Annotated in this window: 14 protein-coding genes; 1 reads left to right on the plus strand and 13 read right to left on the minus strand. The window is 66.2% G+C overall.

The genetic code is table 11. The annotated features are described in order from the left end of the window. Nucleotides 1–71: 71 nt before the first annotated feature. The 13 genes from K7W42_RS06775 to K7W42_RS06835 form a co-directional block, all read right to left on the minus strand. Nucleotides 72–2,075: a DUF11 domain-containing protein gene (locus tag K7W42_RS06775; protein ID WP_224573330.1), complete on the minus strand. Its 2,004-nt coding sequence runs from the start codon at nt 2,073–2,075 to the stop codon at nt 72–74. A gap of 30 nt (nt 2,076–2,105) precedes the next feature. Then, entirely contained in the window at nt 2,106–2,612 is a 507-nt protein-coding gene (locus K7W42_RS06780) for a hypothetical protein (protein WP_224573332.1), read from the minus strand. Between the two features lie 267 nt (nt 2,613–2,879). After that, nucleotides 2,880–4,064: a glutamine-hydrolyzing carbamoyl-phosphate synthase small subunit gene (carA, locus tag K7W42_RS06785; RefSeq protein ID WP_157459708.1), complete on the minus strand. Its 1,185-nt coding sequence runs from the start codon at nt 4,062–4,064 to the stop codon at nt 2,880–2,882. 78 nt (nt 4,065–4,142) lie between these two features. Continuing rightward, entirely contained in the window at nt 4,143–5,810 is a 1,668-nt protein-coding gene (locus K7W42_RS06790) for a hypothetical protein (RefSeq protein ID WP_224573334.1), read from the minus strand. Between the two features lie 50 nt (nt 5,811–5,860). Further along, the gene (locus tag K7W42_RS06795) at nt 5,861–6,388 is read right to left on the minus strand and encodes an N-acetyltransferase (protein ID WP_224573336.1); all 528 of its coding nucleotides are present in this window, start codon (nt 6,386–6,388) and stop codon (nt 5,861–5,863) included. A gap of 64 nt (nt 6,389–6,452) precedes the next feature. Then, nucleotides 6,453–6,902, minus strand: a complete 450-nt coding sequence (locus K7W42_RS06800; RefSeq protein ID WP_224573338.1) for a GNAT family N-acetyltransferase — start codon at nt 6,900–6,902, stop codon at nt 6,453–6,455. A gap of 114 nt (nt 6,903–7,016) precedes the next feature. Beyond that, nucleotides 7,017–7,517 (minus strand): GNAT family N-acetyltransferase, encoded by a 501-nt coding sequence (locus K7W42_RS06805; RefSeq protein WP_224573340.1) that lies wholly within the window; start codon nt 7,515–7,517, stop codon nt 7,017–7,019. Between the two features lie 52 nt (nt 7,518–7,569). Beyond that, nucleotides 7,570–8,046 (minus strand): HIT family protein, encoded by a 477-nt coding sequence (locus tag K7W42_RS06810; protein WP_224573344.1) that lies wholly within the window; start codon nt 8,044–8,046, stop codon nt 7,570–7,572. 5 nt (nt 8,047–8,051) lie between these two features. Next, a complete protein-coding gene (gene argH, locus K7W42_RS06815; protein ID WP_224573346.1) occupies nt 8,052–9,515 on the minus strand; it encodes an argininosuccinate lyase in 1,464 nt (487 codons plus the stop codon). 313 nt (nt 9,516–9,828) lie between these two features. Then, nucleotides 9,829–10,296: a GNAT family N-acetyltransferase gene (locus K7W42_RS06820; RefSeq protein WP_224573348.1), complete on the minus strand. Its 468-nt coding sequence runs from the start codon at nt 10,294–10,296 to the stop codon at nt 9,829–9,831. Beyond that, complete coding sequence (locus K7W42_RS06825; RefSeq protein ID WP_224573350.1) at nt 10,293–10,778, minus strand: GNAT family N-acetyltransferase; 486 nt, start codon at nt 10,776–10,778, stop codon at nt 10,293–10,295. The genes K7W42_RS06820 and K7W42_RS06825 overlap by 4 nt, the downstream gene beginning before the upstream one ends. A gap of 3 nt (nt 10,779–10,781) precedes the next feature. After that, the gene (locus K7W42_RS06830) at nt 10,782–12,023 is read right to left on the minus strand and encodes an argininosuccinate synthase (RefSeq protein ID WP_224573352.1); all 1,242 of its coding nucleotides are present in this window, start codon (nt 12,021–12,023) and stop codon (nt 10,782–10,784) included. 474 nt (nt 12,024–12,497) lie between these two features. After that, nucleotides 12,498–12,974, minus strand: coding sequence for a hypothetical protein (locus tag K7W42_RS06835; protein WP_157459716.1), 477 nt, complete (start codon nt 12,972–12,974; stop codon nt 12,498–12,500). A 220-nt stretch (nt 12,975–13,194) separates the two neighbouring features. Here K7W42_RS06835 and K7W42_RS23235 point away from each other — a divergent pair, with 220 nt between their 5' ends. Continuing rightward, the gene (locus tag K7W42_RS23235; protein WP_224573354.1) at nt 13,195–14,280 is read left to right on the plus strand and encodes a GGDEF domain-containing protein; all 1,086 of its coding nucleotides are present in this window, start codon (nt 13,195–13,197) and stop codon (nt 14,278–14,280) included. Nucleotides 14,281–14,361: the final 81 nt, after the last annotated feature.

A 14,361-nucleotide genomic window follows, 5' to 3' on the forward strand; every position in this document is an offset into this window, starting at 1 on the left:
AGGGGCAGGGCCTGCTCCCCCACGGTGGGGGGAGGCGCGGCCACCACAGGGGCGGGCGCGCCTGGGAAGGCTTACTTGACGGTAACGACGAAGGTGGCGGTGATGGTCTGGCCGGGGGCCAGGATGTCGCCGGTGTCAATCGTGCCGTTGCCGTTGGTGTCCACGCCGGCGTAGACCGTCACGCCGTCGTTCTGGGGCGCGGCGATGGGCGCAGCGCTCCAGTTGGTGCCGTTAGTCGAGTACAGCACCGTGCCGGTGGCCGTGCTGGTGGCCACGAAGCTCTTGTATGTGGTGTTGGCCGGCAGCGTGTCGCGGATAAACGCGCGGGTCACGTTGGCGTTGGAGCTGTTCTTGCCGATGATGGTGTAGGTCAGGTCCTCGCCGGGGCGGGCAGTGGCTTTGTCCACCGACTTGGTGGGCGCCGTCACCGGAGTCTTGCCGACCACGATGGTGTCGTTGGTGTCGGGCACCGTCACGCCGGTCGTGGGCGAGGTCGCGCGCTGGGTCAGGGTGATGATCTGGGCAGCGGCGGCGCAGGGCACGTCCACGGCGGCCACCAGCTTCAGCTCGGCGCCGGGGGCCAGCGGGCCGGTGTCGGCCACACCGTTGGTGTTGGTGTCGGTCAGGGCCACGTCGCCGGCGTCCAGCACCTTGTTGCCGTTCACGTCGCGGAAGTACACCACGTTCACGGTTATGGTGCTGCCGTCCACCAGCCGGATAGGCGCGGTGCCTCTCACGTCAAAGGTGTCGGTCGCGCTGCCCAGGTTGGCGATTTCCATCGCAATGCTGGCGCGCGTGGGCGCGGTGGCCGCGTCGCACACGGCCGGCGGAATGATGGGGGTGCCGGGGTTGCCGGGCTGCCCCACTTCGGGGGTGCCAGGGGTGGCCGGGTTGCCGCCGGGGGTAGGCGTGGGGTTGCCGAACGACAGGCCCGGCAGGTTCACGATGTCGCGGGTGTCGTCTTTCTTGCTGGGGTCGTTGGAGGAGGTAGTGGTGACCGTGACGGTGGGGGCCGCCGTTGGGGCTGCCGGCGCGCCGCCGGCCGGGAAGGTCACGCGCACCAGCACGTTGGCGGTGCCGCCGGGAGCGACCGTGCCCACGTCGGGCGTGCCGTCGCTGTCGGTGTCGGCCAGGGCCGTACCGTCAGGCTTGAGCAGCGTCACGGTGGTGCCGGCCGGGAACCCCGCCTGGGCGTAGGTGATGTCCAGCACGTCGGGGCGGTTGCCGCCGTTTTGCACCGTGTTGGTAAAGGTGATGGTCGTGGTGGTGCTAACCGCCTGCGCGGTCTGGGTGTCGGCAGCGCTGGGCGTAATCGTGACGCCCTCGGGGCTGGCGTAGGGCGGGGTCAGCGGGTTGCCGTTGCCGTCGGCGTCGTCTTTCGGGCCAATCAGCGCGGCGTCATTGCGGTTCACGGTAACGGTGTTGTAGTTGTCGTTGTCCACGGGCTGCGTGAACGGCGCGGCAGGCTCAAAGCCCGTGCCCGTGGTGTTGGGCAGGCGCGTGCCCACCGGGTCGGCGCCCAGCTCCTGGGTGTTGGTGGCCGCTGCGGGCACCGTGTACACCTGGAAGAACTGCTTGGCCTGGTTCTGGTCCACGTCCGTGATGGTGGTGATCGGCGTGGCGGCGGCCAGTTCGGCGGCGTCCAGCGTGTTGTCGCTGTTGGTGTCGGCGGCCTTGGCGTAGTAGCGCACGTCGGTGGGCAGGGGCGCGCCCGCCGTGCTGGCCGTCAGGGTGGTCAGCGCGTAGTTCTCGTTGGGTACGTTGCCGGTGTTCGTCAGCGTGTACAGGAACACAGCCGTGCCCCCCGGCACCAGCGTAGCGCGCAGGGCGTTGTTCTGGGTGGGGAAGGTCGGGCCGGCCGGGCCCTCGTCGTTGGGGGTGATGGTAAAGCTGGGCACCGGCAGCACGGTGGTGGTGACCGGGTTGGAGGGCACGTCGGTGGGCGTGTTGCTGCCTTCAGGCGTGAACTCGATAGACGCCCGGTTGACAATCTGGGTGCCGGCCGGCGTGGCAGCGAAGGCGGTGCCAGCGGCCAGCGCGGCAATCAGGGGTACAAACGTCCAGGTCTTTTTCATGTCTCTCCTCCGGGGGAATCAGGGGCAGGCTTATTTGACTTTCACGCGGAAGCTCAGCTTCAGCGTCTCGTCCGGGCTGAGGGTGACGGTCCAGCGCACGTTGGTGTAGCTGCTGGGCGGGGCATTTTCCTGCCGGGTGATCGCCCTCCCGTTTTCGGTCACAGTGACAGTGCGGCGCGGCGCGGCGCTAAAGGTCTTGCCGCCGTCCACGCTGTACTGCGCGGTCCAGCGGCTGGTGTCGGGCGTGCCCAGCACACTGAATTCAGTGCCCCTGGGCACCGGCACATTGACCAGCAGGCCGCTCAGGCGCTGGCCGCTGACGTTACGCAGCGTCACCTGCTCGCGCAGCACGTCGCCGGGCTGCACCGTCTTGGGGTTTTCCACGATCTGCTCGGTGGCCTTACCGCTGACGACGACGCGCTGCACGAGGTCCTGCGCCAGGGTAAAAGCCACGCGCTGCCCCACCGACGTCTGAGCGGCCACGCCGCCCACAGGCAACGTGACCAGCATCAGGATGGCTATCAGGGAGCGGTTCAAAGCGGGGCACCTCCAGTGGCACAAAAAATTGACCGACAGCCCTGGGAAAAAGTCCCGTAGGTTCTGTCGGTCGCGCCACTGGCTCCTCACCTGACATAAGCGCCCGGATGCGCCAGGTGGTTCATTGCCTCAGAGGGTATCTCGGTTGGACAGAATGAGAGCAGCCCCTGGGCTTCACCTCTGACAGATTCATATCTGACTCAGGTGTCACTATGAGATTTCTCACGCTCCGTCCGAGGCTATCATCCCGGCCTGGGTGCCCCGCTGTCAAACCCCCAGGCGCCCGGGCAATGCTTTGGCAATGGGGGTACCAGTGCCCCCATCGAAGGCGTCAATCTCTTCTATAAAGCGGTCAAAGAGGTAGCGGCTGTCGTGCGGGCCGGGGCTGGCTTCAGGGTGGTACTGCACGGAAAACACCGGGTAGCGGCTGTGCGCCATGCCTTCCAGCGTGCCGTCGTTCAGGTTGATGTGGGTGGGCACAAAGGCCCCGTTGGGGATGGAATCAATGTCTACGGCGTACCCATGGTTCTGCGCCGTGATTTCCACATTTCCCGTTAAGAGATTCTTCACGGGCTGGTTGCCGCCCCGGTGCCCGAACTTCATCTTGAAGGTCCGGCCACCCGCGGCCAGCCCCAGAATCTGGTGCCCCAGGCAGATGCCGAAGGTGGGCAGCAGGCCCATCAGTTCCCAGGCGGTCTTGTGGGCGTATTCCAGGGGGGCCGGGTCGCCGGGGCCGTTGGACAGGAAGAGGCCGTGCGGCTGCAAGGCCATGATCTGCGCCGGGGTGGTGTGGGCCGGCACCACAATCGGCTCAATGCCCACCTCGGCCAAGCGCTCGATGATGGTGTGCTTGATTCCGAAATCCATCAGGACCACGCGCTTGCCGTGGCGCAGGGTGGGAAAGGCGTAGGGCAGGGCGGTGGTGACCTCGCGGGTCATGTCGTGCCCGTCAATGTCCTGGTGGTCACGGGCACGGCCCACGTACACGGCTTCCTCGGCGGGCGTGAACTCGCCGTAAGCGTCTTCCGGGTGGGTGAAGGAGCGGTGGGCGATCACGCCCTTGACCACGCCGCCTTCACGCAGACGCCGCACCAGCGCGCGGGTGTCGATGCCCTGAATGGACACGACCCCATACTGCTGCATAAAAGCTTCCAGCGACTGCTGCGCGCGGTGGTTGGAATACTCGCCCGAGAACTCGCGTGAGATAAAGCCGCGCACATACGGCTTGTTGCTCTCCATGTCGTAGATCGCCACGCCGTAATTGCCCACATGCGGGTAGGTGATGGTCACGATCTGCCCGTTGTAAGACGGGTCGGTCATGATTTCCTGATACCCGGTCATGGAGGTGTTAAACACCACCTCGCCCACGGTCTCGCCGCGGTGTCCAAAGGCGTAGCCGCGGTACACGGTGCCGTCTTCCAGGGCCAGGATGGCCCGCTCTTTTCTAATCATGCGTGTGTCCTCCATTCGCGCCTCGCTGGACGCGTTTCATGGCTGGGCCAGCGCAGCACCGTGGTCCCCAGGCGGGGCTTACCAGCGGTAGCGCACGTTCGCCTTGCCGATGATGACATTCCCCGACACGCCGCGCTGTGAGGTCATGCCGTCAAAGCGGTTGATCACGTCGGCCGCCGCGTTCATGACTGGCGCCAGAAACTCATTGAGGTCCTCGTCTTGCAGGTCTTCGGGCAGGCTGCCCAGCAGGTCTTGGCCGGTCAGGGCCGGCAGGTCAGGGGTGTAGCCAAAGCCCGCCGAGGCGGTGGTGTCCAGGCCCGCCGCCCGGAAGGCCGCACTCTGGCCCAGGGTGGCTGGGGTCTCGTCCAGGGCCGCCTGCAGCGCCTCGTCACTGAACGCCGTGACCAGGTAGCCGTCCCGGAAGCCGTAGACCATTTTCAGGCCGGCCAGCAGGGTGTCCACCTGTTCCATGCTCTGCATGGCGGCGCCCAGGCCCATCATGCCCATGCCGCCCAGGGCGTCCATGTCCTCGCCGTCCATGACGCCCTTCATGGCGCCGCCCAACGTCTCTTTCAGGGTGGCCCGCACGCCCTGAATGGCCGAGTTCACGCTGGCCGCGTACTCGGGCAGGTGGGCTTCGGCCGCCGCCTGGTCGGTGACGCGCTGGTAGGACACGCTGGCGGCCAGCGAGGCCAGGGGGTCTTCCTGATTCAGGCTGGCCTTGGTGCCGCCGGCCAGGGTGACCTGCGCGCACTCGCCGCCCAGGTACGCCCCCGAACGTTCCAGGTGGCTGGCCAGCTGGCTGTCGGTCAGGAACCCAAAGGGCTCCAAGAGGTCAATGCGGGTCAGCCAGCGGCCCAGGTACGCGCCCGATTCGGGGGCGCAGGCGCTGGCCTGAACGGCCTCTACGTCGGCCGGGATGATGTCCTGCACACCGAAGTCGGTGGTGGCGGTCAGGATGCGGCGCAGCGGGGCGTCCTTGCCGGCCGTGTTCACCGCCTGCGCGGAGGTGGTGGTCAGGCCGCTGGCGGTGGTGGTCAGGCCCCCGGCCACCTGGCCCAGGGTGTCAATGGCGTCCACGACGGGCGAGAGCAGGCGCGGCAAAAAGACCTGGGTCAGCGAGGAACGGATGACCTTGGCGGTGGCCGAGAAGTTGGCATACAGGCCAAATTCATTGGTGCCCGCCGCGCGGCTGACTGCCGCGTAGGCCGACGACGCAGCCAGCGTGGGCGCCGCCTTGCCGCTCAGGCGCCCCAGGTAGGACATCAGCAGGGCCTTGTTGGTCGACACGTACACCAGGCCGCCCGACTGCCCTGCGAACAGGTCGCCCTGGCGCGAGAAGGTGTAGTTGCCCACGCGCGCGCCCGGCTTCTTGCTGCCCAGCATCTCACGTGACAGTTCACCGGCCCGCGCCACGGCCAGCAGCTCTGGGGTAAAGGTGTTGCGTTTTTCCTGCACGGCAAACACGCCCGCCACGCCCTCGCGGCCCAGGAAGTCGGTCAGGAGGGCCTGCACACCGTCCAGCATGGCGGCGGGGCTGTCTTCCTCATCCAGCTGAACGGCGTCCAGCACGCGCGTCAGCACCCCGCCGAAGCGCTTCAGTGCGGGCGCGGCGTTTTTCGTTTCCAGCGTCAGCAGCGCGCCGGCGGGCAGCGAGTTCGCCAGAGGCTTCTGGGCGCTCTGGGCAGAGGCGGCCCCGGCCAGGCTGAGGGTCAGGAGGGACGCGGCAGTCAGGAAGCGTGTCATCCCCTGCATCCTATCCGCCCGGTCAGCCCCTAGGGGCCGAAGATGCCGCCTCATGTCAGGGTCCTGAACATGGCGATTTCGTTGCAGTTCTCGAAGAACGCGCAGCGCTGGCATTCGCTCCAGACCTTGGGGTGAAGGTTGGTCTTGTCAATTCGGACGAAGCCGCATTTCTCGAAAAAGCCCTGCTGGTAGGTCCAGGCGAACAGCGCGGGCAGGTCAATGGCGCGGGCCTCAGCCTCACAGGCTTCCACCAGCTGCTTACCCAGCCCCCGGCCCTGCATGTGAGGGTGAATGGCCAGGCCGCGCACCTCGGCCAGGTCTGGGGCCAGAAGATGCAACCCGCAGGCCCCGGCCAGCCCCCCCGGCTTGTCCTCATGCGGCGCCGCCATCACCAGATGGAAGTCCCGAATCGTCTCGGCCAGCAGGGCGCGCGAGCGCACCAGCATCAGCCCCCGCGCGGCCCAGTACCCGATGAGTTCGTGAATGGCCTCAATGTCCGAGAGCTTGGCCTTGCGCGTCGACAGCGGCGCCTGGGGGTGTAGATCGGGGACCGCGATGGAATCGAGGGCGAGGGTCATGAGGTGCCCTCAAGAGGTAGGCAGGACGCGGGCCCGGCCTTCGCCGCACCCCACGCTGCTGTGCTTAGCCCAGGGTTCGCATCCAGGTGGTGCCGCCCGGCCGCTCGCCGCGCGCGCGGTAGGCCTGAATCTGGGGTGCGTCGGGCAGGTCGCCCATCACGACGGCCAGCGGCACCTGCTGAAAGCCAAAGTTGCTCCAGTCGCCACTCTTGGAAAACAGGTAAACCGTGCGGTCGCCGCGGCCCTGGGCGTATTCCAGAGCGCTCATGACCAGCCGCCGGCCCAGGCCGCCGCCCCGCACATCGGGCAAGACGGCCGCTCCGCGCAGCAGCGAGGCTCCCTCGCCGTGCTCCAGGCCGATGGCGCCCACCGGCTGCCCTCCTCGTTCCATCACCCAGTAGGTCGTGCCTTCGGCCAGCGCGGCGTCGGTGTCCAGGCCCGCATCGTGGAACACGCGGGTCACAGTGTCTTTGTCGGTGGGGCTGGCCAGGCGAATCTGCACAGAATCGGTCATGGAAGACTCCTTGGAATGGCAGGGGGCGTGGGGTCACAGTGACCACCAGTCGGGACAGGTTGTGCGTGGCGGCAGCATAGCGCAAGAGCCCCTGGAAGCGGTGCCGATTCGGCTTCACCCCCTCTCCCCTCCCCCGCGCTGGCCCTCCTGCGGCTGCACGTCCAGCCGCCAGGCCTGCTCATCGGCAATCCAGCCGCGCGTTAGGCCGCTGTGTACCTGGGGCGCGTCCGGCAGCGCCGCGCTGATTTCAGCCGCCGTCACCGGCACGAAGCCAAAGCGGCGCCAGTAGTCTCCTGCTTCCTCGCTAAACAGGTACACGCTGCGGTCGCCGCGTAGGGTGGCGTGGGTCAGGGCACTGCGCACCAGCGCGCGGCCCAGGCCCTGCGAGCGGGCGTCCGGCAGGACGGCAGTGGACCGGACCAGGGACACGCCTTCGCCGTGTTCCAGACCGATGCAGCCGCCAGGGACGCCGTCCAACTCGGCAATCCAGTAGGTGCTGCCTTGCGGGGTCACGCTGGCCGTATACAGGCCGCAGCGCGCGAGCAGGTCGAGAATGGTGGAAAAGTCTTCGGGCTGCGCCTGGCGCAGTTTGACGTGCATGTCAGTTAAGGTCATGAAGGGCTCCGGGAGAAGGCAGGGGGCAAGTGACGGCGAGCAGGACCGGCGGTCATCGTCGTCGCGTCTGGTCCGCCCGGACCGCCGCTTTCAGGAAGGAGCGCACCCCCGCCCCCGCCGAGGCGTCCGTGGCCCAGCGCGGAATCACATGCAGGTGAACGTGGGGAATGTGTTGGCCGCCGACCGGGAAGACGTTCCAGCCCACGGTGTACCCGTCCGGCTGCACGGTGGCGTCCAGATACGCCTGGACCTCAGCCAGCAGGGCGTGGGTGGCGGCGGCTTCCTCTGGTGTGAGGTCAAACACCGTTTCACAGGGCCGCCGGGGGACGATCAGGCCTGAAAACGGCAGCCCTTCGGCGTAGCGCGCGTCCTGGGTGTAGACGCACAGCTCGTTGTCCAGCAGCACCTCGCCACCGGCAAATTCGGCGCGTGTGGTCAGCGGATTCTGGTGCGGCGCGGCCAGATGCGCGGCCCACTCCTGCTGCCGCGTGGCCAGCAGGGTGCCGTCCAGGGTCACGGGCACGTCCACGGCCTTCAGCCCTCCAGCGCCTGCCGGGCGGCTGCGATGGCTTCAGCCACTCGTTCCGGCGCCGTGCCGCCGTGGCTCTGGCGACCCCGAACGCTTTGTTCGACGGTCAGCCCCTGCGCCACCTCAGCCCCCAGCAGCGGGTGGGCGGCGCGCAGTTCAGCCTCGGTCAGGTCCCACAGTTGGCGGCCCGAACGGCTGGCCAGGCCCACCAGGCCGCCCACGACCTCATGCGCTTCGCGGAACGGCACGCCTTGCCGCGCCAGAAAGTCAGCCACGTCGGTCGCGGTGGAATAGCCGCGCGCCGCCGCCGCCTTTGTCACCTCGGCGTGCCACACCGTTTTGGGCAGCATGTCGGCGTACAGGCGAAGCACGATGCTGAGGGTGTCGTAGGAGTCAAACACGCCTTCCTTGTCTTCCTGCAGGTCCTTGTTGTAGGCCAGCGGCGTGCCCTTCACCACCGTCAACAGGCCCATCAGATTGCCAAAGAGGCGCCCCGCCTTACCGCGCGCCAGCTCGGAGACATCCGGGTTTTTCTTCTGCGGCATGATGCTGGAGCCGGTGGTGTGACTGTCCGGCAGTGTGAGAAAGCCAAACTCGAAGGTGGAATACAAGATCAGTTCTTCCGAGAGGCGTGAAAGGTGCGCCCCCAGAATGGCGCCTGCGCTTAGGAATTCCAGCGCAAAGTCGCGGCTACCGACGCCGTCCAGGCTGTTGGCCGTGGGACGCGCGAAGCCCAGCGCGGCGGCGGTCGCGTGGCGGTCAATGGGCCAGGGCGTGCCCGCCAGTGCCGAGGAGCCCAGCGGCGACTCGTCCATGCGCTCGGCGGCGTCCCGGAAGCGGCCCTCGTCGCGTTCCAGCATGGCCACGTAGGCCATGAACCAGTGCGAGAGCAGGATGGGCTGCGCCACTTGCAGGTGGGTGTAGCCGGGCAGGATGACCTCGGCGGCCAGGTGTTTTTCGGCCTCTGCAAGCATGACGGCCCGGAGCGCCCGCGTCTTGTCGGCCAGGTCCAGGGCCGCAGCTTTGGTAAAGAGGCGGAAATCCACCGCCACCTGATCGTTGCGGCTGCGCGCAGTGTGCAGCTTGCCTGCCACCGGCCCGATGCGGTCACGCAGCGCGGCTTCCACATTCATATGCACGTCTTCGCGGTCCAGCCGCCACTGGAAGATGCCGGCGCGAATGTCGGCCAGAACGTCGTGCAGGCCGTCAGCAATCTGCGTCACTTCTTCGGCACTCAGGATGCCAACCTGGCCCAGCATCGCCACATGGGCTAGCGACCCCTGAATATCCTGCTCGGCCAGTCGCTGATCGAACCCAACGGAAGCGTTGAAGAGTTCAACGAGGCCGTCAGTGGCTTCAGCGAAGCGGCCACCCCAGAGCTTTTTGTCTACAGGAGGCTCAAGAACAGTCTCTAGCGCTGGAGACTGCTCTTCAAAGGGGACAAATTCCTCAGCAATATAGTTGAGCACATCAATTTCTTCTCTATCAGTACCAGTCTCTAGATCACGACCGATACCAACAAGAACAGTGAAGCTTTGATTATCAAACCCCTCATGAATTGCACGACCAGCATAACAGTAATTGACGGCAGATCCATGGGAGAATCCAGCATCTTTTAGCCACGCAATCCAATTTCTTCCACCCGAATCGACATACATCTGGCGTGCACTGTATACCTTGGAAGCTAGTTCTTTTCTTTCGGGCAGTGAGCGCGAATAACGCAGTTTTATTAAATCACTCTTGACTCTATCAAGAAGGGTCTGACTTTCGCGTGAATGTAATTCAGACATCAGCTAGCTCCTTCACCAGCACCACGGGCGGCGGGCTGGCCGGGTGAGCGTGGGCGTACCGCTCATCCACCGGCCTGTAGCCCAACCTCTCGTAAAACGGCAGCACCTCCAGGTTGTACTGGCTGACGGCCAGCAGCACCCGTTCGTAGCCGCCTATCCGGGCGGCGTGTTCGACCTCACGCACGAGGCGGCGCCCCACGCCCTGCCCGCGTGACCCTGGGCAGGTCGCCAGTTTGTTCAGGGTCAGGGCGGCCTCGCCGTCGGGGCGGTAGCCCACACACCCCAGCACCTCTTCACTCTCGCCGTAAGCCAGAAACCCCCCAGCGCCCGGCGAGAACAGCGACCGCTCCAGGTCTGCCGGGGTGGTGCGGTTCCAGCTGCTGCGGGGGTCCATCCCGGCGGCCATCATGACGGCGTGAAAGGCGGGGATGTCGTTGGGACCGACAGGCCGCACACTCACAGCGCGTCTCCCAGTGTCAGGCGCAGTTCGGGATGAGCCGCCTCAACGAAGCCCAGACGCTCGTAAATGGCGCGGCCCTGGGCCGAAGCGTGCAGCGACACGCTCCTGAGCCCACGCGCCTGCACCTCTGCCAGAACGGCGCGCATCAATGCGTCGGCCAGCCCCTGACGGCGACTCTGGGGTGCCACGTAGACATTCAGCACGTAAGCCCGCACGGTGGCCGGCTCGTCTGTAGTCGGCGCCTTGGGATGAAACATCAGCCCCGCGCTGCCCAGCGGTCTACCCGTCTCCTCGGCCACGAAGCCCACGTAGTCACCCGACGCCAGCACGCTGCGCAGCCAACCGGTCCACAGGTCCACCTGCGCCTGCGCCTCTTCAGGCGTCAGGTCGCCCATGTCGGTAAACATCTGGGCGCGGTGAGCGGCAATCACCGGGGCGTCGTCCGGTACAGCGCGCCGGAGGGAAGGAACAGGCTGCGCCACCCCTTACACCTGCGCGGGTTCCGGCTCGGGCTGCTCGGCCTTGGCGGCCACACGGGCCTGCACCCGCATCCTCAGGGCATTGAGCTTGATGAATGCACCGGCGTCGTGCTGGTTGTAGTCACCGCCCGCTTCAAACGAGACCAGGTCTTTGTCGTACAGGCTCTGCGGCGCCTTGCGGCCTACGACGGTGCAGTTGCCCTTGTACAGCTTCAGGCGCGCGGTGCCGGTGACGCTGGCGGCAATGTGGTCAAAGTACACCTGCAGGGCCTCGCGCTCGGGGGCAAACCAGAAGCCGTTGTAGACCAGTTCGGCGTACTTGGGGCTCAGCTGATCACGCTGGTGCAGCACCTCGCGGTCCAGAGTCAGGCTTTCCACGGCGCGGCGCGCGTGGTACAGCAGCGTGCCGCCGGGCGTTTCATACACGCCACGCGACTTCATGCCCACAAAGCGGTTTTCCACGAGGTCCAGACGGCCCACGCCGTGCTTGCCCCCCAGTTCGTTGGCCTTGGCCAGCAGGGCGGCGGGCGAGAACGCCTCACCGTTGATGCTGACGGGATTGCCCGCTTCAAACGTTACTTCCACGTATTCGGGTTCATTGGGGGCCTGCTGGGGGTCGGCCGTCAGCTTGAACATATGCGCGGGCGGCTCGGCCCAGGGGTCTTCCAGAATGCCGCCTTCATAGGAAATATGCAGGAGGTTGGCGTCGGTAGACCAGGGGTCTTTTTTGGTGGTGGGCACCGGAATGCCGTGTTCATGGGCAAAGGCTTCCAGGTCAGCGCGCCCCTGGAAAGTCCAGTCGCGCCAGGGGGCCACCGTCACGATGTCGGGCTGCAGAGCGTAGGCCGTCATCTCAAAACGTACCTGATCGTTGCCCTTACCGGTGGCCCCGTGCGAGACCGCCACGGCGCCCTCCTTCTGCGCAATCTCGACCATCTTCTTGGCGATCAGTGGGCGGGCAATCGAGGTGCCCAGCAGGTAAAACCCCTCGTACAGCGCCGAGGTGCGGAACATGGGAAACACGTAGTCGCGCACGAACTCTTCACGCAGGTCCAGCGCGTAGGCCGCCACGGCGCCCGTATTCAGCGCCTTGACGCGGGCTTCTTCGACCTCATCGCCCTGGCCCAGGTCGGCGGTAAAGGCCACCACATCGTAGTTCCGCTCGGTCTGAAGCCACTTGAGGATGATGCTGGTGTCCAGGCCGCCGCTGTAAGCCAGCACGATTTTCTGCCGCTGCTCGTTTGCCATAGGGGAATTGTCTCCTGTATGTGTGAAGGTCATGCAAGGTGGCCCGGCAAGCACGCGCCGCCCGACTTCTCTGTGGAAGTCAGGCGAGCGGTTAGCGTCGGGAGGTCAGGGTCTGCATCTATGTATGGTTATGCGTTAAATCCGCATAGCTATGCACAGAGCGTATCAAGGGTGCCCAAGGGGGTCAAGCGGCCTGTCCAGCAGCAGGCGCCTTAGAGGCAGGGCAGCTCCGTCTTGCGGGGCTTCGGAAATAGTCCAGACGCCTCGGGCCATTAGACCGCTCTCTGGCCGCCAGTCAGGGCGCACTGCACGTCTAGGTGCATCCCTATCCTGGCTTTTTCACCCATTCCGACAACAGAAAAACCCTCTTCCGGTGGAATACGCCGCAAGAAGAAGAGTCAGCAGAGACGATGAATTCTTTCAACGGAGCGGGACGGGACCATGTGTAGTGGTCCCGTCCCGCAGTCCCTGCCCTTAGGGCAGGCGGTAGTTCAGGCCGATGCGGGCAGTGCCGCCAAAGCCGACGGCGCTGCTGCTAACGCCGCCAACGTATACGGCGGGGCCCAGGTCACCTTCCACGAAGACGCTGAGGGGATCGGTCACGTTGTAGCGCAGGCCCAGCGTGCCGTGGGGGTACAGCACGATGCCGCCGCCCGTGCCGAGGTACAGGCCGGCGCCCAGACCAAAGCCGTAGTAGGGGCTCAGGCCGCCCAGGCTGGCGTCACTGGGACCAAAGTCGGCCAGGTAGTCCACGCTGCCGCCCACCGAGAGCCGGTTGAAGTTAAAGCCGGTGGCGGTCAGGTTCAGGCCATAGCGAATGGCCGAGGACGGCGTGAGGTCGTTTTGCAGGTGCAGCGAGGCGCCCGAGCCCACCGAGCCGCCCACAGAAGTTGCGGCGGCGGCAGTCGAAACAGCGGTCAGGGCGAGCAGGCCAAGCAGGGTCTTCTTCATGACCCGCAGCATAGGAGGTGCAGGGAATTGTCAGCCAGTCCACGGTGATGACCAAACTTGCACGGAACGTTCATGAAGTATTTAAGCTCCCGGCGCTGTGTCGCCGCAGCTGCCCAGCGCCAGGCCGCTCATTTACTTCACCAGAGGTGAGGGTGCTGTCAGGTGCGGGCCGCTAGATTCACCCCATGCGTGCCCACTGTCAGCTTGCTCGGGTGGCCGCGTGACCCGCCCGCTTCGCCACTACCAGCGCCTTCTGGCGCCGCCCGAACCCGACACCGCCGAGTTTGCCTACCGGCGCGGCGGCCTGCTGACGCTGCTGGCCTGCGGCATCTTTGTCAGTGCGTTCACGCTGCTGGTCCAGACGGGGCCAGATTTCAGCACGGCGGACCGCCTGGGCCTGGCTGTCATCATCGTCAAGGACGTGGCGCTGACGCTCTGGCTGTGGCGGCGTCCCCGTCATTTTCTGGCGATTGGCCTGACCGAATTGCTGCTCCAGGTCGTTGCTTCGGTGGTGCGGCTGCACCTGACCCTGCACAGCCCGCCCACCTTCAACGGCCTGGGCGGCTACGCCCCCTGGACGACCGTGACCTATCTGGCCGCCTTTCTGGTGCTGCCCACTCGCCCGGCTCTGGGCGTCAGCCTGGCGCAGTTCAGTGGCCTGATGCTGGTGGGTCTGGGCTTCATGCTCAGCCCGCGCAGCGACCCGGCGATGAAGGCGGCGCTGGGCAACACGCTACTGCAAACGGCGCTGGTCCACGCCACCTTCATCGCCTTTCTAACGCTGCAACAGCGGCTGCTTCAGCACTATGTACAGGCGCTGGTGGGTGCCCGCCATGAGGCCACCCTGGCGGGGCAAGACGCCCTGACTGGCCTGCCCAACCGGCGGCAGCTGAATCTGTGGCTGCGCGCGCCGCAGCCGCCCCTCCTGAGCGTGGTCCTGTTTGACTTAGACCATTTCAAGCGGGTGAACGACACCTACGGCCACAGCGTCGGGGACGAGACCCTGCAACATGTGGCGTGGGTGCTGCGGCGCACGGTGCGCCAGCATGACCGCGCTGGTCGCTGGGGCGGCGAGGAATTTCTGATTCTGGTGGAGGGCAGTGCCCAGGACGCCGCGCTGGTGGCCGACCGGGTGCAGGGAGCCCTGCGCGCCGCGCCCTACGATCCGGTGGGCACGGTGACCATCAGCTGCGGGGTGGCGCAGGCCGCGCCCGGCGAGACCGCCGATACCGTCCTACGCCGCGCCGATGAGGCCCTTTACCGCGCCAAACGGGCGGGCCGCGATACGGTGTCTGTGGCAGCCTGAGGGCGGTGCGGTGGGAGAAAAGGGACGGCAGAGTCTTGCGCTCTGGCTAAGGTGTGTCGTCTGAGGGGCACATCGGTAGTT

This window comes from Deinococcus betulae, from assembly GCF_020166395.1.
Lineage (GTDB): Bacteria > Deinococcota > Deinococci > Deinococcales > Deinococcaceae > Deinococcus > Deinococcus betulae.